The 19,883-nt window shown below is 51.6% G+C and carries 18 protein-coding genes; 1 reads left to right on the top strand and 17 read right to left on the bottom strand.

Features of this window, described 5'->3' with window-relative positions:
* Window positions 1-617: 617 nt before the first annotated feature.
* Entirely contained in the window at window positions 618-818 is a 201-nt protein-coding gene (locus T363_RS0113985) for a helix-turn-helix domain-containing protein (protein WP_031476984.1), read from the bottom strand.
* A gap of 77 nt (window positions 819-895) precedes the next feature.
* On the opposite strand from T363_RS0113985, the gene T363_RS16200 reads away from it, so the two are divergent.
* On the top strand, window positions 896-1,045 hold the full coding sequence (locus T363_RS16200; protein WP_154658828.1) for a hypothetical protein: 150 nt from the start codon (window positions 896-898) through the stop codon (window positions 1,043-1,045).
* Here the strand turns inward: T363_RS16200 and folD are convergent.
* From folD to T363_RS0114070, 16 genes are all read right to left on the bottom strand, one after another.
* On the bottom strand, window positions 1,030-1,881 hold the full coding sequence (folD, locus tag T363_RS0113995) for a bifunctional methylenetetrahydrofolate dehydrogenase/methenyltetrahydrofolate cyclohydrolase FolD (protein ID WP_031476986.1): 852 nt from the start codon (window positions 1,879-1,881) through the stop codon (window positions 1,030-1,032). The genes T363_RS16200 and folD overlap by 16 nt on opposite strands.
* A gap of 51 nt (window positions 1,882-1,932) precedes the next feature.
* Entirely contained in the window at window positions 1,933-2,757 is an 825-nt protein-coding gene (lgt, locus tag T363_RS0114000) for a prolipoprotein diacylglyceryl transferase (RefSeq protein WP_034972548.1), read from the bottom strand.
* 38 nt (window positions 2,758-2,795) lie between these two features.
* Window positions 2,796-4,058 (bottom strand): EF-P 5-aminopentanol modification-associated protein YfmH, encoded by a 1,263-nt coding sequence (gene yfmH / locus T363_RS0114005; protein WP_031476990.1) that lies wholly within the window; start codon window positions 4,056-4,058, stop codon window positions 2,796-2,798.
* Complete coding sequence (yfmF, locus tag T363_RS0114010) at window positions 4,055-5,338, bottom strand: EF-P 5-aminopentanol modification-associated protein YfmF (protein ID WP_031476992.1); 1,284 nt, start codon at window positions 5,336-5,338, stop codon at window positions 4,055-4,057. Before yfmF ends, yfmH begins: the two co-directional genes overlap by 4 nt.
* 423 nt (window positions 5,339-5,761) lie before the next feature.
* Window positions 5,762-6,550, bottom strand: coding sequence for a sulfite exporter TauE/SafE family protein (locus T363_RS0114015; RefSeq protein ID WP_031476994.1), 789 nt, complete (start codon window positions 6,548-6,550; stop codon window positions 5,762-5,764).
* Window positions 6,551-6,578: 28 nt separating this feature from the next.
* Entirely contained in the window at window positions 6,579-8,114 is a 1,536-nt protein-coding gene (locus tag T363_RS0114020) for a sulfatase family protein (RefSeq protein ID WP_031476996.1), read from the bottom strand.
* Between the two features lie 134 nt (window positions 8,115-8,248).
* Entirely contained in the window at window positions 8,249-8,995 is a 747-nt protein-coding gene (locus T363_RS0114025) for an ABC transporter ATP-binding protein (RefSeq protein WP_031476998.1), read from the bottom strand.
* A gap of 12 nt (window positions 8,996-9,007) precedes the next feature.
* On the bottom strand, window positions 9,008-9,769 hold the full coding sequence (locus T363_RS0114030; protein ID WP_456263908.1) for an ABC transporter ATP-binding protein: 762 nt from the start codon (window positions 9,767-9,769) through the stop codon (window positions 9,008-9,010).
* On the bottom strand, window positions 9,769-10,542 hold the full coding sequence (locus T363_RS0114035; protein WP_031477002.1) for an ABC transporter permease: 774 nt from the start codon (window positions 10,540-10,542) through the stop codon (window positions 9,769-9,771). The genes T363_RS0114030 and T363_RS0114035 overlap by 1 nt, the downstream gene beginning before the upstream one ends.
* Window positions 10,542-11,333 (bottom strand): ABC transporter permease, encoded by a 792-nt coding sequence (locus tag T363_RS0114040; RefSeq protein ID WP_031477004.1) that lies wholly within the window; start codon window positions 11,331-11,333, stop codon window positions 10,542-10,544. Before T363_RS0114040 ends, T363_RS0114035 begins: the two co-directional genes overlap by 1 nt.
* 98 nt (window positions 11,334-11,431) lie before the next feature.
* Entirely contained in the window at window positions 11,432-12,568 is a 1,137-nt protein-coding gene (locus T363_RS0114045) for an ABC transporter substrate-binding protein (RefSeq protein WP_154658829.1), read from the bottom strand.
* Between the two features lie 91 nt (window positions 12,569-12,659).
* On the bottom strand, window positions 12,660-14,108 hold the full coding sequence (locus tag T363_RS0114050; protein ID WP_031477008.1) for a response regulator: 1,449 nt from the start codon (window positions 14,106-14,108) through the stop codon (window positions 12,660-12,662).
* On the bottom strand, window positions 14,086-15,864 hold the full coding sequence (locus tag T363_RS0114055; protein WP_031477010.1) for a sensor histidine kinase: 1,779 nt from the start codon (window positions 15,862-15,864) through the stop codon (window positions 14,086-14,088). Before T363_RS0114055 ends, T363_RS0114050 begins: the two co-directional genes overlap by 23 nt.
* Window positions 15,865-16,196: 332 nt before the next feature.
* On the bottom strand, window positions 16,197-17,726 hold the full coding sequence (locus T363_RS0114060; protein ID WP_031477012.1) for a sulfatase: 1,530 nt from the start codon (window positions 17,724-17,726) through the stop codon (window positions 16,197-16,199).
* Window positions 17,723-19,216 carry a sulfatase gene (locus T363_RS0114065; protein ID WP_031477014.1) on the bottom strand — a complete coding sequence of 498 codons (1,494 nt, stop codon included), beginning with the start codon at window positions 19,214-19,216 and terminating at the stop codon, window positions 17,723-17,725. The genes T363_RS0114060 and T363_RS0114065 overlap by 4 nt, the downstream gene beginning before the upstream one ends.
* Window positions 19,217-19,636: 420 nt before the next feature.
* Window positions 19,637-19,883: IS3 family transposase (locus T363_RS0114070; RefSeq protein WP_031477016.1), on the bottom strand; the 247-nt coding region annotated here is incomplete at its 5' end.

Consider the following 19,883-nt stretch of genomic DNA (forward strand, 5'->3'; position numbering starts at 1 on the left):
TTCGCCGCCTGCGGGCGGCGGGATGCGTGCGCCTGCGCGGCGCGGGCAGTATTTCTCTTTACAGAAAGCGCACACGCCCCCGGTGCATGGAGGTGCTTCGCCCGCTGCGGCGGGCGGGATGCGTGCGCCTGCGCGGCGCGGGCGGGCAAGAGGAGGGGGAACCATGGTTCCCCCTCCTCTTGTCAATCTCCTCCCCTTCCTTCAGGACGCGCTGCGCGCGTAAAGCCAGGTAACGCCAAACAGCTTCCACCCGTTTGCCGAACAGGACAAAGCCTGCCTTTCCGCACCCCAAAGGGAGAACGGGTGCACCGACCCAAGAAATTCTTCTCTCCCTGACGACTACGCGAACCGGCCTCCCGCAAGGCTCCCGTATTTTCGCAGCGATCCCGATAAGGGGAACTTTGCGGCAGCAAAGCGTGCGCCGTCCAAAGCAAAAAGGGGGTGATTCACAAGAGGGGGAACTTCCTCCTCTTGTGCGCCTGCCGCGCGTGCGGCATCGTCCCTGCCCCGCCGCAGCGGGCGACCCTCCCCTACCGCCCGCAAAGGGGGCATCCCGCAAAGAAACACCCCCTCCGCGATAAAAAAAGAGGTTCCCCCTATGCAGGGAACCTCTCTATTCATTCCTTCAGGCCAAGGATCTCATCCGCGGACAGCTCCAGCAGCCTGCAAATTTGGATCAGCATATCCACATCCATCTTGCGCTGACGGCGTTCATACGGGCTGTATGTAACCTCCGCCAACCCCAGCATTTTGCTGAACTGACGCTGAGAAATCCCTTTTTCTTCACGAGCCTGTTTGATTCGGTCAATATAATCCATCCATATTCCCTTTGCATATTGCATTTAACTCAAATACATGTTATACTGTATTCAAATCGAATACAAGAGGTGATTTTATGAATACATTTTTGGAAGAACTGTTCTGGAACGAGGCCCGGCCGTTTATGCACGACCCCAATGACCCGCTCGAAGGTTTTCTCTACGGAATACGCTTCGCTTTCGACCTGATGGGCGCCGTTTACGGTTCGGATCAAAGCCCGTTTTGAAGCTTTGCCGCCTTGAGCGTGTTCTTCATCAGCATGGTGATCGTCATCGGGCCGGCACCGCCGGGCACGGGCGTCATAAACGACGCCTTTTCCATCACCGCGGGGTCTACATCGCCGCAGACCTTGCCCGCCTCATTGCGGTTGATGCCTACGTCGATCACAACTGCGCCTTCCTTTACCATATCGGGCGTGATAAAGCCCGCCTTGCCCACCGCAGCTACCAGAATATCCGCGCGGCGGCAGACCTCCGCCAAATTTGCCGTGCGGCTGTGGCAGATGGTCACCGTGCCGTGCTTGTGCAGCAGCAGCATACTCATCGGCTTGCCAACGATGTTCGACCGGCCGACGACCACACATTCCTTGCCCTTGGGATCGATCCCGTACTCCGCCAGCAGCTCCCTCACACCGGCAGGCGTGCAGGGCACAAAATCAAAGTTCCCGGTCATGATCTTGCCCACGTTAACCGGATGGAACGCGTCCACATCCTTTTTCGGGTCGATCGCATCGATGACCGCCTGCTCGGAAATATGCTTCGGCACAGGCATCTGGCACAAAATGCCCGAAATCTGCGGGCTTTCGTTCAGCTGTGCGATCAGGCCGAGCAGCTCCTCCTGCGTGGTTTCTGCCGGAAGCGCGTATTTTTCGCTGTAAAACCCACATTCCGCGCACGCCTTTTCCTTATTGCGCACGTAAATCTCACTTGCCGGATCATTGCCCACGATGATGACCGCAAGACCGGGCGTGACGCCCCGACGCTTCAGCTCCTCCGTCTCCGCCAAAATGCTGCCGCGCACCTTGGCGGAAAGCGCCTTGCCGTCCATTCTGACTGCACTCATCTGTTTTCCTCCTTCAGTTTCGGCGGGGCAGGATATCCCCGCGCCTGTTGCTTATTCCTCCGCTTTTTCCGCTTCGGACGGCTGATAAAACGCCTTGCGCACACGGATGCGGCGGTACTGCCGCACCAGCAGGGCAATGGCTGCCAGACAGCTCACCGCTGCCAGCACCTGCGACACCCGCAGCGAACCGATGTACAGGCTGTCCGTCCGCAAGCCTTCGATCCATGCACGGCCCAAGCCGTACCACGCCACATACAGCAGCGCAATCTCACCCGGGAATTTACGCTTTTTGGCATAAAAATGCAGGGCAATAAAGCCAATCAGATTCCAAAGCGATTCATAGAAAAAGGTGGGGTGCACCGGATCGGCGCCGTCGATCGACATGCCCCACGGCAGGCCGGTAGGGCCGCCGTGCGCCTCGCCGTTGACAAAATTGCCCCAGCGGCCGATGCACTGGCCGATCAGCAGACCGAACGCCGCCAAATCACACAGGCCGGCAAAAGACAGCTTTTTGACCCGGCTGTATACAAACAGCGCCGCAACTACGCCGATCACCGCACCGTAAATGGCAATGCCGCCGTGCCAGATCGCAATGATCTCGGCAGGGTTCTGGCTGTAATACTCCCACTCAAAGGCCACATAATACAGGCGGGCGCACACAATGCCGACCGGCACACACAAAATCAGGCAGTCCACCAGATGATCCGAAGTGAAGCCGAATTCCCGTACCCGCGCATTGACATACAGCGCCGCCAGAATAAACCCGGCGCAGATGATGATGCCGTACCAATAAATATCCTTGCCGAACAGGCTGAACGCGACCCGGTTCAAAGTCATCTCCAGCCCGATCGACGGAAATGCAATCAGGTGTTCCATGCTTTCAAAATTTCCTTTACTGTTGATCTGAAAATGCGTCACTGCGGCCGGATGACCGACAGGCACGAACAGTCCGTCCGCGCCCACCGCGCGAATACCGCCTGCACATCCGCTGCATCCACCGTATCAAACAGGGCGGCAAAGTCCGGATAATGCTCGCCGGCAAATACCGCGGCAGCTTCCTGCCGGGCGTAGGCCTCGGGCACATCGAGCACACGCAGATACATGCCGTACAGCGCCTTCTTCATGCGGCGGAACAGCGCCGGGTCGATCCCCTCGCCCGCCAGACGGGCGATTTCCGCCTCGACCGCGGCACGCACCGCAGCAGGATCACGGCTCTCGCCGCCCATCAGCACCGCCGCCCCCTGCGGGAACAGCGTGTAATCCGTATCGAAATCGCGGCCGATCAGACGCTTTTCGTATAATTCCGTGTACAGCGGGGCGGTGTCGCCGCACAGGATGCGCGCTGCCAGCTCGCCCAGCATCCCGCGGCGCAGGCGGCTTTCCCCCGGTTCGAGCGGCGTATCCTTAACGCCGAGCAAAAACTGCGGCTGCGATACCGGCATCACGCGGCTGACCTCTGCCTGATATACCGTACTGCGGCGCGTGCCGTAGTGCCGCTCGCCGATCTCCGGTGCGTCCTGCGGGGAAAACTGCGCCGCCATGCGGCACACCTCGTCAAAATCCGCCGTGCCGCACACGACCAGCACCATATTTTTCGGGCTGTAAAACGCGCGGTGGCAGGTGTACAGCGTTTCCGGCGTGATTTCCGCAATGCTCTCCACGCTGCCTGCGATCGAAACGCGCACCGGATGCTCCCGGTACAATCCTGCGTACAGCCCGACCATTGCCTGCCAGCCGGGGGTATCCTCCATCATGCCGATCTCCTGCCCGATGATGCCGCGCTCCTTGGAGACATTCTCCTCGGTAAAATACGGCGTGAACACAAATTTGAGCAAAATTTCCAGATTTTCTGCAAATCGATCCGTGCAGGAGAAATGATACGCTGTCATCGTATGGCTGGTAAAGGCGTTCGGGCTTGCGCCCGTCCGCGTGAACTTTTGCAGGGCGTTGCCGTCCTGATCTTCAAACATCTTGTGCTCGAGGAAATGCGCCACACCGGCCGGCGTGTCGTACCGCTGTCCCTCGAAGGTGAACGACGCATCCACCGAGCCGAAATCGGTTGCCAGAACGGCAAAGGTTTTGCTGAAGCCCTCCTTCGGCAGATAGCAGATCCGCAGCCCGTTTTCAAGCGTGCGGGTTTGCAGCCGCTCATGCAGGGCGGAATAGGTTTTGGTCATTTCGCCGCCCCCTTCAAAAAATACACGGTGTCCAGCGTGGTCTGCCGGGCGGCTTCCGCCACCTGTTCCGATGTGACCGCCTCAACCTGCGCGATACGATCCTCCGGCGATACCAGCGTACCGGCTGCCGCCTGTCCCATCCAGTAGCGCTCAAGCGCGAGCGGATCGTCCAGCATCGCGCGCCAGCTCGTCACCAGCGATTTGCGCGCACCCTCCAGCTCAGCCTCCGTGATCCCGCCATTGCGGCAGCTTTCCAACTGGTGCAGGATCTCGTCCCGCGCGCGGGCGAAATCCCGGTTTTCAATGCCGGAATTGACGATCATCAAGCCCTTAGAGGCAACAAACTGTGCGCTCGCATAATAGCAGAGCGACTGCTTTTCCCGCACATTTACAAACAGCTTGGAGCCGGTCGAGCCGCCAAAGGCGGTCTGGAACAGCCAGTAAGCGGCAGGGTCGCCGCCGGTCAGGCAGCTTCCGCCCGTGCGGAACCCGAGCGACAGCTTGCCCTGCGTCACATTTTCCTCTTCGATCACCTCGCGCGGCGCACCGGACGGCTGCGCCGCGATGCCGGTGTGCGGTAAATAGGGCTTACCGCTGCGCGGCTGCACCAAAGGCGTTTCCGCAAACAGGGCTTCTACCACATCCGGCGCGAGCGTGCCGCAGTAAAACAGCTCGATTTGTGCCTCACCGAGCGCGCGTTGATACGCGGCGTGCAGCTTGTTCTCCGTGATGCGCGCCGCCTGCTCCGCCGTGCCGAGCGCCGCCTGTCCGTAAGGTTCTTCCGCGCACATCAGCTCGATCAGACGGCGGGCTGCCCAGGCGCGCGGATCATTTTTCTGCCCTGCGATGCGGTCGATCAGGTTTTCACGCTCACCCGCGGTGTCTGCCGCACGGAATACGCCATCAGACAGACAGGGGGCATACAGCAGGTCTGCCAGCAGACGGATCACACCAGCCGTTGTACCGGCCGCGCCGGGTGCACAGGCCTCGTCAATGCAGTCCGCCAGAAAGCCGATGCACAGGTTTTCGCCCTCCTTGCGCACTGCGGCCTCCACCCGTGCGCCATACAGCTCATCCAGCGCGGCGCCGATCGCACGCAGATCGGGCAGCGCCGCAGTACCGCGCCGCAGTACATGCGGCAGACAGGCGCGGCAGGCGGCATCCGCCCCGCCCAGTGGGAGCAGCAGCATCACGCGCAGCACTGCCCGCTTAAATTTCGGCGTGGTCACACAGGTGAGATTGATCCCTGTGCCCAGCTTTCTTCGGGTCACTTGTTGCATAGTGTTCCTCATTTCCGGAAATCTTGTTCCATGTTTCACTATTATAGCATTATTCCCGGTGTGAAGCAATTTATTTTGATCGGCTCTGACGGTATCGTCTCCCACTGGGGTATCTCCATTCCAACTTATCCGTCCGAATGTCAAAAGACCCGGCATTCGCCGGGTATGAGCCTATCAATAAATTCCGTGCCACAGCGCGTATCCAATAGAAAATTGCGTTCGCTACAATTTTCCCAACTTGTCAAAAAAGCATTTTGTCGATGGGTATCAGCAATACGCGCGGCAGCGCGCATAAACAAAATTTGCAGTGCAATTGCACAAAAGGTCAGGACATACGCCTGACCTTTTATGCTTTGAGAGAGCAGTACAAACATAGATTGTTGGAAAAACGAAGGTTTTCCGAGTCTGTTCTATCGTCATTCATTATGTACCAAAAAAAGCGTACATATTATAGCAGCATATCGCCATAACTAATAGCATCGCACCTTCCAAAAGTCTGGTTGCCTGCTGCTCTGCAAGCTGACGGTTGATCCTACCCCCTACTTCTCCACCAATAATGCCGCAAAGCACCATCCCCGCCAAAATCAGCGGCGAAACAGCGGGCAGTCCGTCACCCAAGGCAGTTGCCGCAATGCCGGCACTCTGGCTGATCAAAATAACATACAAACTGTTTTGCGCCGCCACTTTTGTTGACATGGAAAAGAAAAAATACAGCACTGCCATATTAAAGGGTCCGCCCCCAATTCCCAGAAAAGTTCCCAGCGTACCCAGCGCCAACCCAATCAGCAAACATGCGCCCTGCTGGCGCACCCGCAGCATCGGTAGCCTTTTTCGATTGACCGTATACAAAAGCGTTGCCAGTGTCGCTGCCAGCAGCAGCAGCGCCTGCACCCCACCGGCAGTATTGACATCATCAAAGCAGCGCGCCACCATGGAAAACAGCTGTTTCCCTATCAACCCTCCTATAGCCGCGCCAATTGCCAGCGGTGTCGAAACACGCAGATCAATTTGCGACTCCCGCTTGAGCACTGATTTTCCAACCGACCAACAGGTCATGCCAATCACTGTGCAGCCAGACAAAAAGTTGATTGCCGATACCTCCATCAAACCCATTGCATCCAAAACAGGCTTGATGATAACGCCGCCCCCCATGCCGCATATTTTTCCAATAATACAAGCTAAAAAGGCAACAATGCAACAAATGATATACATATTCCCACCCTATTTCTTTTCCGCGCACCTAAATCAGGTGCCGGTCTGCTGCACAGGCTGTACACCATGTGGTCTGTGCTGGCGGGTGGTGGTCGATCACATAGGCCAACCGGCCTCGCGCCTGTTCTACCGCTTCCCGGTAGTCCGGATCATGGATTCGGTTGATCGCTTCCTGCGGATCATCCCGCAGATCATAAAACTCCTCATACGGGCGCTCCTCTATCGCATATCCCAAATATTTGATATATTTGCTTTGCTCGGTAATAATCGCCTGCCACGCGTTGCTGCGGCGACCGTCCGCCCCGCGCCAATACGGCTTGTCCGTCACGGGTATGCCGTTGATCCGCTCCTCTGTAAAGTCACTTTCACTAAAACAAAATTCCCGACATTTCTCCTGTTCTCCCCGCAGCACCGGCAGCAAGGAACGGCTGGGAATCACATCATTGTATGCCGGCCACGCGCGCCCCAACGCCGATAGCGGCTCCAAACCTGCATAGTCCAATATGGTCGCAGCCAAATCGGATAACTCTACCGGATACCGATGTTCACCGATTGGTGTGGCGCCCGGCAGCCTGATTGCCAGCGGAACCTGCACCGCCTGCCGCCACGGCACGCCTTTTTGCAGCAGATAGTGATCCCCTAACATATCTCCATGATCGGAGGTGAATAAAATCAACGTATCCTCCAGCATGCCACGCTCCCGCAGCACGGCAAGCACCTGACCGATTTGATCGTCGATCAGGCGAATCATTGCCTTAGACGCGCGCCGCTGCCGATACAGTCTCTCCTTATCCTCTTCCGAAATCACCTGTCCCTCCGGCAATATGAAATCATCATCCCGATCCAAGGGAATCATATCTAAATACCGCTGCGGCGCATCGTATGGTTTATGCGGTCCGCAGAACGATACTTTCATGTAAAATGGCCACTCCAGTGGATGCTTCCGCAGCTGCTCACATGCCACCCGGCCGGTTACCACATCAATATAATCCTCTTCCGCAAACGGCCAGGGCTGCGCCTGATCATAGTTATGGTGGGGCACATCGCCATTTGCACCACCGCACAGCTGAAAGAAATCCCGAACCGCATTCAACATTCCCTTTTTGGCCAAATAATCGCAATAAAAGCAATAATTGGCTACCATTTGTTGTTTCCCCGCCGTCTCCCATATAAAATCGTAGCCATAAGAGCGCTCTGCTTCTTCTCCCGCCACAGGATCCATACCGCAGCCGCGCGAAGTAGACCACGGATAAGTTTGGTTATAGTGAAACTTTCCGATCCCATAAGTGCGATAGCCCGCCTTTTGCAGCGCCTGCATCATAGTTGGAATCTGGGGCGAAAGATCGCCGGACATTGTTAACGTGCCGATCTGCCGCGGATACCGCCCTGTAATCAGCGAAGTTCGTGCTGGGGAGCAAATCGGGTTGGTTGTTTGGCAGCAAGTAAAATATGCTCCCTGCGCGATCCAGTCGATATTCGGCGTTTCCGCCTTGCTTTTTGCTGCATATCCGGTATATTCTGCCCTTTGCTGATCGGTCATAAAGAGTAAAATATTTTTCGGCATAAAACGATCCCCTTTCATCATTCATACCCTAAAATCAGTTTTCCCTTGGAGCTGCCGTTGCCGCTCCAAGGGAAAGTGAAAAGAAAAGAGAGAGATAGTGTCAAAAAATAAGCATAGCACGCTGTATTGCCGTCTTACCACCATCGAATCAGATCGGTAACCTTATTGCGCAGCTTCACAAATTCCTCAGATACCACATCGCGCGGCAACGGCAGCGGATTATCCAATACCGTTTTTACCGAAGTGGGTTTATTAGTCAGCACCATAATTTTTTGGCTGAGATATACGGCCTCCTCAATATTATGTGTGATGAACAGCACGGTTGTTCCTGTCTTTTTCCATAGCTTAATCAGCTCATCTTCTAACTTAAAGCGCAAATCAATATCCAACTGTCCATATGGTTCATCCATCAGCAGCAATTCCGGTTTGGTTGCAAATGCACGGGCAATCGCAACGCGCTGGAGCATACTGATTGATAATTGGCTTGGATAATAATTACGGAATTTGGTCAGGCCAACAACATCCAGCATTTCCTCTACGTTCGCATCTGCTTCTGCTTTCGGGGTTTTTTTGATTTCCAGCCCAAAGCGGATATTCTGTTCCACTGTCAACCATGGAAACGAGGAATATTCCTGAAAAATATAGGAAATATTTTGTTTTTTCGGATCGACTGGAATGCCGTTTACAAGGATTTCTCCTGCGGTCGGCTCATACAATCGAGTCAAACTGTTCAAAAAGGTGGTTTTGCCGCAACCCGTCGGCCCAACGATACACAGAAACTCGCCTTCCTTTACTTCAAAATTCAAGTTATCCAAAACCAGAAGATCCCCGAATTTTTTTGTCAGATTCTGCACCTTCACTTTTGGCTGCTTGTTTTCCATGTTTGTCCCCCCTTACAGCGTGTGATCGACAACCGCATCGATCTCCCTGCGCAGCCGCAGGAATTCCGGATCGGTGTAGTTGCGCGGCCGCGGCAAATTAATCTCATACTCCGCCTTCACACCAGTTGGGCAGTTGCGCAAAACCAAAATACGGTCAGCCAGATAAACCGCTTCTTCAATATTATTGGTAACAAAAATAACAGTGCGCTTTTCTGCCTGCCAAATACGCGTCAACTCATCCTGCATCAAATAACGGGTTTGTGCATCCAAATGTCCAAACGGCTCATCCAGCAGCATCACAAGCGGTTCATTGCAATATGCCCGTGCAATACCGACACGCTGCTGCATACCGCCAGACAGCTTTACCGGAAAAGAATTTTCAAACCCCTGTAAACCAACCAGATCAATATAATGCTGTGCTCTTTTACGACGCTCCTCTTTTTTTACACCACGCACCTTCGGGCCGTATTCTACATTGCCCATTACCGTTAGCCAGGGAAACAACGCCGTATTCTGGAACACCATACCGCGATCCGGTCCCGGGCCCTCCACTGGCTTTCCCTGACATAATACAGCCCCACTGCTCGGCAGCTCAAACCCGGCAATCATATTCAAAATTGTGCTTTTCCCGCACTGACCTGGCCCAAACAATACCAAAAATTCATTTTCACGCACTTTTATATTCAGATCTCCCACAACCTGATACCGACCCTCCTGCGGCTTGTCAAAGTATTTATCCACACCGCGGAATTCGATCAGTGCCTCTTCGGGCACTACTTGCCTCTCACTGTCCATGCGCATAGCTTGGATTCCACTCCCCTCATAATTGATGTGATCAGCAGGCCGGTCAGCGCAATCGCTACGATGCCCACCATAATCTGGGTCATGTCCCCCGTCTCCTGACCGCTAATGATCAGCCAGCCAACTCCTTCAGACGAACGGATCATTTCTGCTGCAACGATTGTTGCCCACGCAGAACCAAGCGCCACCTGCAAGCCGGAGAAAATATACGGAACTGTCGTCGGTAGGACAATCGAAGTAAACAGCTGGTTATCCTTGGCACCTAACATCCGTGCCGCACGCACCAGTGTTTCATCCACCGAATGCACACCATTGTAGGTTGTTAGCGCAATCGTGAAAAAGCACGCCAAAAAGATCAGAAAATACTTCGAACCTTCGCTAAAGCCAAACCACACGATGGACAAGGGAATCCATGCAATTGGCGGAATCGGTCGAATCATCTGTATATAAGGCATCAAAATCGCATCTGCAACACGATACCATCCCATCAGAATACCGACCAAAACGCCCAGCACACCACCGGCAATATAAGGAACCAACATGCGGCGCAGACTGATTAAAATATGCATCGTCATGGAATGCGTGCCAATCGGCTCCACAAACGCTGTAAAGAAACCGGTAAACACCGTAATCGGATCCGGCATTACAGTGCCAAGGGCAGTCAACGCGGTAGCCACATACCAAATGCACAGGAAGACGAAAATACCGATCGCACCGAAAAAGACACGTTTCTGTTTTTCACCCATCAGCTTCTGCCTCCCTTAATCAATTTGCGTCCAATAAACTGAATAACACTGGATAGAATGGCACCCGTAACCGCAATAACGATCATACCTACAATTACAATATCCAAACGGAAAATACCCCGTGCCTGCTGAATCATAAAGCCAAGACCCTTTGTAGACGCCAGCAGCTCAGCTGCCACCAACGTTGTCCACGCCGAACCCAACGCTACATCCAGACCAGTAAAAATCATGGGCAGTGCCGATGGGATTGCCACTTTCGTTAATAACTCCCAATTACTTGCCCCAAATGTTTGACCGACCCACAAATGCACTGTCTTGGTCTGCTTAATACCGGAATAGCTGTTGATTACCATAGCAACCATTGCCGAAATGAAGATGACCAACGCCTTGGACATGAAACCGATACCCACCAGCGTAACCATAACCGAGGTCCATGCAATGCCCGGAATTGTACGCACCAGATCAAATACCGGTCGAACACACATATCCACCTTATCATTCCACGCCATAAATATACCAAGCGGTATACCAACCACCGCGCCGATCACATAGCCGCCCAGCGCCACTTGCAGACTTGCACCCAGATGCTGCAGCAGCGTTGCGCCATCCGGCTTTGTCTCATACCATTTTTTCACAAATGACTCTGCGACTTTTACGGGAGATGGCAGTGCATTGGAGCGAAAAATCCCAAGTCCATCTGTTACCAGCCACCATATAAAAATACCCACACAAATAGAAAACACGCTAAGGAATAAGTACTTGTTAATCCGAACTTTCTTTTTGTCTTTCATTTGCCCCTCTCCTTACTAATACATGGGAAAATATGCTCACTTTTCGAAATTTGGGTATAAAAAGGGAGCCCATGGAGCATGGGCCCCCGTAGCTGCTTTTAGGAAAGCGTTGCGCCCTTTACAGTAATGCCAAGCGCATCCTGCAGAGGCTGCACATTAATGGCCTCCTCAATAAACTGTACTTGATCCTCCTCGATCGTACCAATGGATGCAAAGAAATTGCCTACCTGCAGCAAGCCGGAACCCAGCTGGTACTCCGCCGTCTCATAATCCGCCGGAACGACAAACGGACGAATCTCCGTTTCCATCTTTACATCTGCCTCATCTGCGGGCTTGCCGTTTTCCGCATAAAACTGAAGTGCAAACTCATTGCGCAGATTGGGATCTGCCTGCAGCTCTTCTGCCGCCTTATACATTCCCTTCAAGAAGAGCACCACATCACCATAGCGGTCTTCCAGAATGTCCTTGCGAGCAAGGAAACCATTTTTGAATTCTGTATTCGTTGCTTCCATGCAATCCGCTACTGCAACCATTTTGTTTTTCTCCATCATGTTACAGTAATCTACATCTGTTGCAACAAACACATCGCCTTCACCTGTCAGCATTGCCTGTGCTGCAGCGGCGCGATCCATATTCAAATACTCATAATCCGTGCCGGCAGTCAGGCCAAACTGCGAGAAATAGGACGCTGCGATCCACTGTTCCATTGTCGAAGTCGGGCCAAGCACCGTCAGTCCCTTTAAGGTATCTGTACTGCCATACATCTCCGGCTTGCCATCAATTTCGCCCTTTTTCTTTAGCACCGGGCTATCCGGACGTACATAAATTTTTGCGGTAATCGAACCACTATCCGACTCTGCAATCCAATCACATAAACCAGAAGCCGTGGAATAAACCGACGCCAGACCGTTCGAAGCGACATCTAGCTGTTCCGCAGCAAGCCCCTCATTTTCCGGTGAGCCATTGGGGAACATGATCAAATTTACATCCAGTCCGAGTTCGTCAAAATAGCCTTTCTCTTCTGCATATACAGTAGGGATCGAAATGATGTTGGACTGCACCCCTACATTTAGCGTTTCTCCGGAAGCGGTAAAGGTGCCGTCACTCCCCTGCGCGTCAGACGCATCACCATTTTTTCCGCCCGACGACGATGCGTCGCCTCCACAAGCTGTTAAGCTGGTAGCCAATCCGGCAGCAAGAAGCATTGCAAGAACTCTCTTAGATCCTTTTTTCATGTTTCATTCCTCCCTTTGTTTGTATCCAGTTTATCTAAAATACTGCACAAAGTCTTTCGTTTTTCGACTTGGTTTTTTCACATTTATGACATCATTGATCTTTTCGCATTTTTCGCACTTCATTTGGCGTATGTCCGAATGATTTATGAAATACTGTGGAAAAATAGCTCATATTCGTAATTCCTACCTGCAAAGCGATGTCAGAAATTCGCATACCGGTCGTTTCCAAGAGCTGCTTTGCCCGCTTCATTCGCAAACTCATCAAGTATTCCGAGAAATTGATTCCTACCTCGCGCTTAAACTGCCGCGATAAGTAATCCCGGTTCAAATACACCACATCTGCCACGGTATTCAGTGAGATATCCTCCGCATAGTGCGTATCCATATAATCCATTGCCTTGCGAATGGCGTCCGAATACAATCTCCCCTTTCCCCGCACTTGATCCAGCCCCTCCTGCACCGCTGTGCACAGCGCTGTAAAGGTGCAGCTATCCCCAATTATCCGCTCAGTCTCGCACAAATCAATTCCCATTTTCCTTCGAATACCGACAAATAACTGCTGCAAGGCTTCTTTCAAAAAATAAACATGAACGTGATGCTGCTTTGCTTGCTCCAATAACCGTTCCACCTCTTTGCAGCCTTCTTTGATGGCCTGCTCTTCCAAGCGCACGGTAGCACGCATAATGCTTGTTTCCACACGTTCCACGCCAGCTTCCACCTTAAACCCCTCTTGCGGCGCTTGGTAAAAGCGGATGTTGCTGTCCAGCATCGCCTCGCAGCAAGCCGTTTGCAGACGCTCTATGCGATGGTGGATCCTGCTACACCCTACAATGCCCTGCATCGCAATCAGCGGCATCGCTTCCTGCGCGGTATCCGCTTGTCTTCCTCCGCTCTCCTTTCGCAAATTTGCTAACATGAACATCTCCTGATTGCTATACGCATAAAATAACGGATTTTCAAAATATTCCGCAACATGCGCCTGCATCCACGTCATATTATGCTCATTATTCTCAAACAGCATCACTATAAAGGCATCATTACGCAAATAAATATGATTATCACGCAGGTCACACTCTCGAATCGGGCAAATATGATCATCCTGCTCCACCAGATGACGCAGGTAATGGTTACGGCTGATCTGCTGCACCGTGCCGGTGGCAATGCGCTGCTGACGCGCCTGCTTCACTGTATCTAATACCACGCGCAGCCGATCCGCACTGACTTCACTTTTCAAAATATAGTCGCTTGCCTGATTTTGAATAGCAGTTCGCGCATATTCAAAATCATCGTGACACGTCAGCATGATTACATCTACGGCAGGATATTTCCTCTTGATCTCTTTCAACAGCTGCAAGCCATCCATTTTGGGCATGGTAATATCAGCGAATACTAGATCTGCTGGCGTTTCTTCCATTTGATGCAGGGCTTTCATACCGGAATTGACTGCACCGACAATCTCTGCATTGGCATCCGCCCCACGAATACACTGCACAATATACTGGCTGATCAGCGGCTCATCATCGACTACCATAATTTTCATCTTTTTGCTCCTTTACCGCTTCTTCACATGCTTTCCGATGCACTTGGAACGCTTGATAATGATCCATTGTCACAACAACCGTAGTAAATTTCCCCAATTCGCTTTCAATCCGCACACCAGATGATCCGCCATAAATAATCTGAAGCCGCTTTTGCACGTTTTTCAGCCCAATTCCATGATGAAAGCGTTCGGATCGATAATTGCCTCTTGCAATCTCCCGCTGGCGCTCCGGTGTGATACCTTCCCCGTTATCTGTCACCTCTACATACAACGCGTTGCCGCGGTAGCCTGCCCGCATCCGAATTTCACATCCTGCATCCTTTTCAGCAAAGCCATGGAAAAAGGCATTACCAACAATAGGCTGCAAAATCATTCGCGGAACATAAAGCTTCATCATCCGTTCCGGAATTCCGCACACAAATGATACACCCTTCTCTGTACGGCAGTTCATAATGGAGATATAGTTGCGCACCAAATGCAGCTCTTCACGCAGCGTGACAAACTGAATTTCCGGCGTTGCCGGAATATGCAGTAGCTCCACCAGTTCGTTCATCATCCGGCTGGCGCGTTCCGCTTCTCCCATCGCAATCAATCCCTTAACCGCCAGCAAGGTATTGTTCAAAAAGTGTGGGTTGATCTGCGCCTGCAAAAAATCGTACTCTGTGCGCTGCTTTTCCTGCTCCCGCACCTGCACATCTGCAATCAGCTCCCGGATCCGGCGAACCATTCCATTAAACGCCCGGCTAAGCACAAACGTCTCCTCGTACTCGCTGCGAACCGGCAGCATTTTAATACAATCGGCCGGCATATCGCTGATTCGATTTGTAAAATCCGCCAACACATCGGTTACCCGCTTCATCCGCACATAGGCCAGCCATCCCGCTAACAGGCATCCCGCCAGCACGCAAATCAAACAGTTTCGCACCATGATCAATCCATCCCATAACAGTGAATTGATATTCTGTTCCTCTACGAATGTCCATCCACTGTCCGGATCCCAATAGTTGGTCAGCATGGTGCTGGCATGTCCCTTCTGCATGATACGGTAAGCGTTACGACCATGTTCTTCTGCGAACACTTCCATATTTGTCATCCAATTTCCCACACGCTGCGGATTGCTGTGGCAGATAATAATTCCATTACGGTCTAAAATGTACACGGTACCGCCATCACTGATGAGTTTCTGAAACGAACGAAACAGCGCTTCATAGGCGGATGTGATCACCACTACTCCAATTGATTTTCCCTCGGCATTATAGATGGTTTGCCCGTATGATAACCCATAGCTGGAAATATCATTGGCGTTGCCAAAACGCAGATTCCAACTGGTATCGGTTTCTCCGCTGTAATGCCTAATGTACCAATAGCTGTTAATCAGATTTTTAAGGTTGCTCTCATCCTCATCGGTTGTAAACACCCGTTGGTCATTCATCACAATATCAACCGTCAAATCCATGCCAATATGATGCAGCAGTGCAGTCGTTTCCTGTAATTTTTCCCAAATCTGCCGATCGATTTGCTCATTCGACTCCTCCAATAGCAGCGGTGAAAAATCCTCATGCACCATATGCATCACATTCACCATATTCATGCGATTGACTGCATTGCTGTCGCTGATCTGCTGCAATACATCAATCCGCGCTGCACCTTTTTCCTCTAATACCATATGGAATGTGAAATACGCCATGGCCAAAATGGCAATGGTTGCAGAAACCAAAATACAGAACACACTGGTTGCAATCAGTGCGTGGGACATGTTTTTTCTCTGCCTGTGTCGAATACGTCTATGCTTCAAAGTGCGTCCTCCCTTTGTGTTACAAATGACACTCTGTCATCATAAACGATTTAAAATTAAAATGCACGCCCTTATATTTCCATACAAGGACATCAGCCTGCCGATGCGCACCAGCAATACGCACAGCAGCGCACATAGAGCAGCACTTGCTCACAAAAGCATAAAAGTCAGGACATGCGCCTGACTTTTTATACCTGCATGGTGAAAAATTTCCATATGCGAAGTTTTAGATAGTTTCTCACGTCCTTATATTCCCCTGCAAGGACAATCATTACGCCGCCTATAACGCACTTTCAAAGCCCTAGCCGCTCAAACTGCTCTTCTGGTGCATGACATACCTGCATACATTCTCTTAGCTTTGCACGGCATTGCGCGAGCAGCGCGGAATCATCTATCGGATGCTCCTGTGCGTAGTCTGTTTCAATATCAAACAAAAGTGTTTCTGCATTATAAGAGGATCTGCCAACAAATTCCTGTGATGCATTCCCCCAATGGATAATATCCGCCGGAAAACGATAGACCGGATACTCTGTCCATGGCAGAAAACGTCCCATTTCAATTTTTCCGTAATCCTCGGTGCGCAGTGCATCATTCCCACCATATACTTGGCGCAGCACAGTCGGCATTGCCGTATACACATACAGTGGCTGATTGGCTTCATCCTTCGCCGCATGAATATAGGTATATTTCCCATCCGTCCATGCCACTTGTTTTCCAAAATAGCCATACAATGCCCCATCACGCACCTGGTTCGCCTCGCCACGCAGCAGCGGCATCAGATTTTTGCCATGGATGGGATATTGCAGCACATCTTCCTGAATACCGAAATACTCCATCAATGTTGGTAATACATCAATATTCTGGGTCACGGCATTGCACCGACCCGGTGCAATGCCCGGCACAGCAGCCATCATCGGAATATGGAACACCTCATTATACGGCGCCATATAGTTTTTCGCCATATAGCCATGCTCTCCTAAATGATAGCCATGGTCTGTTGTCAAAACAACCATCGTATCATCCCACATATGATACTTATCCATCACATCCAGAATTTCACCCAAATGGCGGTCAGTCATCGTCATCAATGCCTTGCAACGCCGCCGTAAATGCGCTGTTTCCTCCGGGGTAAACTCGTTCGGCCCATACGAAGGATGGGTAAAGTCCGGGCCGTCGTAATCCCCCTCTTTTTCATACCAATCCAAATAATATTTGGGGCAGTCAAACGGCTCATGCGGGTCAAACGCCTCTACCCACAGGAAGAAATTGTCCTCGTCATGGTTTTCCTCCAGCCATTCTGCCGCATGCCACATAGTTTTTACGCTGGGATAGTCATACTCCGTGCGGAAATGAGTACGGTTCTCTCGTTCTGCCTCTGTCCAGCTTCCCTTATAGCCCGCCGGCGGCGTATCCGGACGGATACCGTCCTTGCAGGCGCGCGTCCATATCGGGTCGCATTCCTGCCCGCGGTTTACCTCCCACGCAGTAAATCCTTTTACATAATTTTCGCCGCCTGTAATCACGTAATGTGCATGATCTGCAAACATATGCGTATGAACATTCTTTTCTTCCGACAGTATGGATTGCAGCGGCTGATCAAACGGCTCCATCGCACCCCACGGCTTTTCTAAAAAGTTCAAGCGACCGGTCATAATATCACGGCGTGCCGGCATACAGGGCGCTGATCCGCACCAGTGATTGTCAAACACCACAGAGCGCCGCGCTAAGCGATCCATATTAGGGGTCAACGCCACATCATCACCTCCGTAGGCTGACAGCATACGGCGATTTAACGTGTCACATAAAATAAACAATGCTTTCATTCTTTTTTCCTCCCCTTGCATTCTGTCGGTTGTTGCAGCCCGACTCTTTCGTATTGCTCTGGCGGTGCATCATTTTCCTGCATCAGCTGCACCATCAGCGCAATCATTCTTTGCTCCTGCTTGGCATCCCGCAATCCATGCTCCTGTGCAGGATCAAGGTAAAGGTCAAACAGCAGATCACTATTTTCCCCTTCCGCAACGGACATACACAGATAAAAGTTTTTCGGCATAGCAATCCTCAGCACACGACAGCCTTTTGTAAACGAGAACGGTGCCTCCAATGTCATATTCTGCAACTCTTCCGGTGCATATCGTGCTCTTTGATGCAGTGGCAGCAGCGTGTAATCATACAGCGGTGTATCTGGCCGATCCGCCCTCATATACACATACCGTCCATCGGTGACGCAGATATGTGCACCAAACATACCGAACAAAGCTGCCTGCCGTACAGCGGTATCTCGCTGCAACACGGGATGCAGGTCGTGCCCCTGCATATCCGCCGGACAAGGAACATCAAAATAGGATAAAAGCGTTGGTGCCAAGTCGATTGTTTGCACCAGTGCTTCTCGCTGCACCGCCTGTTGCTTTTCACGCGGATCCCAGATAAATAATGGTGTGTGGGACAATTCTTCATAAAACGGCGGGCGGTTTTTCGCCCACCAACCATGCTCCCCTAACAGGAATCCGTGATCTGTTGCCACAATCAGCATGGTGTCGCTCCACAGTTCATACCGATCCATCATATCCAGCAGCCGCCCCAAATAGGCATCACATTGGGAAAGCAATGCACCATACTGATGCCGGCAATGCGATACTGCACCCAACGGCTCGGTCACATGGTCATATGGGGGCCAATCAAATCGCGATCCCTCATAATCATCCGCATACAGCGCCTGATATGCTGCATCAGCCACAAACGGCTCATGCGGATCAAATGGCTCTATTTGCAGAAACCAACGATCTGCCTGATGATTCGCTTCTAAAAATTCCTGCGCTCGGGAAAAAACCTGCTCCAATGGCGATGCTCCTTGCGCCGCCAAGCAGCGTCGGTTTACCTCATCCTGATGACTGGCCTGCCCCCAATGCGCCGGCAGGGTTTCTTCGCGCACCTGCGCTTTCCACGGATCTCCCTCCTGCCCTCGAACACATTCCCAGCTGCTGTACCGTGTATGATAGGTAGCGCCCCCATCTTCCCAGTAATGCTGATGATCTGAAATAAGATGGGTATAAACCCCATGCTTTTTTAATTGCTCCGGCATGGAATCATCAAATGGCTCGATCGGACCCCAGCTTCGATGTAAAAAATTATATCGACCGGTATGCAGCTCCCTGCGTGCCGGCATACAGGGAAGCGAACCTGCATAACACTTTTCAAACTGCACCGTATGTTCTGCCAATCGGCGAAAATTTGGCGTTTTTGTCCAATCACATCCATACGGCTCCAAGCAGTGTCGGTTCAGGGAATCAAACAGCAGCAAAATCGCTTTCATTCCGCTCCCCTTCTTTCCACAAAGATTCCTCCGGCGGCACGTCCTCCACCATGATGTTTACTATTATATATGTCCCTGCCCGGATAAATCTTTCAATTATCTGCTATGATTTTTTAATACCATGTGCATTACATCCAATTTCATGATTAATGCATCAACTTCATTTTGCATAAGTGCACAAAAAAGGAGATGCCGCCTCTGCATCTCCGGGACTATCGAAAAACTTCATTTTCCGACATCTATATTTAGATTATGTGGGGCATGAACAAGAGCAGATTTCTGTACAGAGACTTTTCTCTCTCAAAGCATAAAAAGCCAGGATATTGATCTGATCCGCCCCAGTCAAGGTAGACCGGAGAAATAAATAAAATATAGTGCGGTTATGCTCGCCGTTTCCTTTTTCGGGAACGGTGAGCTTGTTTATGCAGCGAACTTTTCTTTGTATTTTTGAATACGCTTATTTTCAGGAATGGGATACAGTGCAGGAGTATCGGAGTTTAATGCCTCCGTGCGGACTTCCATCGGAGTGCGGGTTTCAAAGCGCTCCTGAAAACGCTCGTAGTTGTAGAAATGGATGTATTTCTCAATGGCCGAGCGAAGGGATTTCTCGTCCTTGAACGTTTGCAGATAGTACATTTCGGATTTAATGATTCCCCAGAATCCCTCG

Origin of the sequence: Agathobaculum desmolans ATCC 43058, assembly GCF_000701665.1 — a bacterium.
GTDB lineage: Bacteria > Bacillota > Clostridia > Oscillospirales > Butyricicoccaceae > Agathobaculum > Agathobaculum desmolans.

What these genes read in the sequence shown, in the direction of transcription:
- T363_RS0113985 (WP_031476984.1), bottom strand. Translation starts at nt 818, where the DNA reads ATGGATTATATTGACCGAATCAAACAGGCTCGTGAAGAAAAAGGGATT.
- T363_RS16200 (WP_154658828.1), top strand. Translation starts at nt 896, where the DNA reads ATGAATACATTTTTGGAAGAACTGTTCTGGAACGAGGCCCGGCCGTTT.
- folD (WP_031476986.1), bottom strand. Translation starts at nt 1,881, where the DNA reads ATGAGTGCAGTCAGAATGGACGGCAAGGCGCTTTCCGCCAAGGTGCGC.
- lgt (WP_034972548.1), bottom strand. Translation starts at nt 2,757, where the DNA reads ATGGAACACCTGATTGCATTTCCGTCGATCGGGCTGGAGATGACTTTG.
- yfmH (WP_031476990.1), bottom strand. Translation starts at nt 4,058, where the DNA reads ATGACCAAAACCTATTCCGCCCTGCATGAGCGGCTGCAAACCCGCACG.
- yfmF (WP_031476992.1), bottom strand. Translation starts at nt 5,338, where the DNA reads ATGCAACAAGTGACCCGAAGAAAGCTGGGCACAGGGATCAATCTCACC.
- T363_RS0114015 (WP_031476994.1), bottom strand. Translation starts at nt 6,550, where the DNA reads ATGTATATCATTTGTTGCATTGTTGCCTTTTTAGCTTGTATTATTGGA.
- T363_RS0114020 (WP_031476996.1), bottom strand. Translation starts at nt 8,114, where the DNA reads ATGCCGAAAAATATTTTACTCTTTATGACCGATCAGCAAAGGGCAGAA.
- T363_RS0114025 (WP_031476998.1), bottom strand. Translation starts at nt 8,995, where the DNA reads ATGGAAAACAAGCAGCCAAAAGTGAAGGTGCAGAATCTGACAAAAAAA.
- T363_RS0114035 (WP_031477002.1), bottom strand. Translation starts at nt 10,542, where the DNA reads ATGGGTGAAAAACAGAAACGTGTCTTTTTCGGTGCGATCGGTATTTTC.
- T363_RS0114040 (WP_031477004.1), bottom strand. Translation starts at nt 11,333, where the DNA reads ATGAAAGACAAAAAGAAAGTTCGGATTAACAAGTACTTATTCCTTAGC.
- T363_RS0114045 (WP_154658829.1), bottom strand. Translation starts at nt 12,568, where the DNA reads ATGAAAAAAGGATCTAAGAGAGTTCTTGCAATGCTTCTTGCTGCCGGA.
- T363_RS0114050 (WP_031477008.1), bottom strand. Translation starts at nt 14,108, where the DNA reads ATGAAAATTATGGTAGTCGATGATGAGCCGCTGATCAGCCAGTATATT.
- T363_RS0114055 (WP_031477010.1), bottom strand. Translation starts at nt 15,864, where the DNA reads ATGTCCCACGCACTGATTGCAACCAGTGTGTTCTGTATTTTGGTTTCT.
- T363_RS0114060 (WP_031477012.1), bottom strand. Translation starts at nt 17,726, where the DNA reads ATGAAAGCATTGTTTATTTTATGTGACACGTTAAATCGCCGTATGCTG.
- T363_RS0114065 (WP_031477014.1), bottom strand. Translation starts at nt 19,216, where the DNA reads ATGAAAGCGATTTTGCTGCTGTTTGATTCCCTGAACCGACACTGCTTG.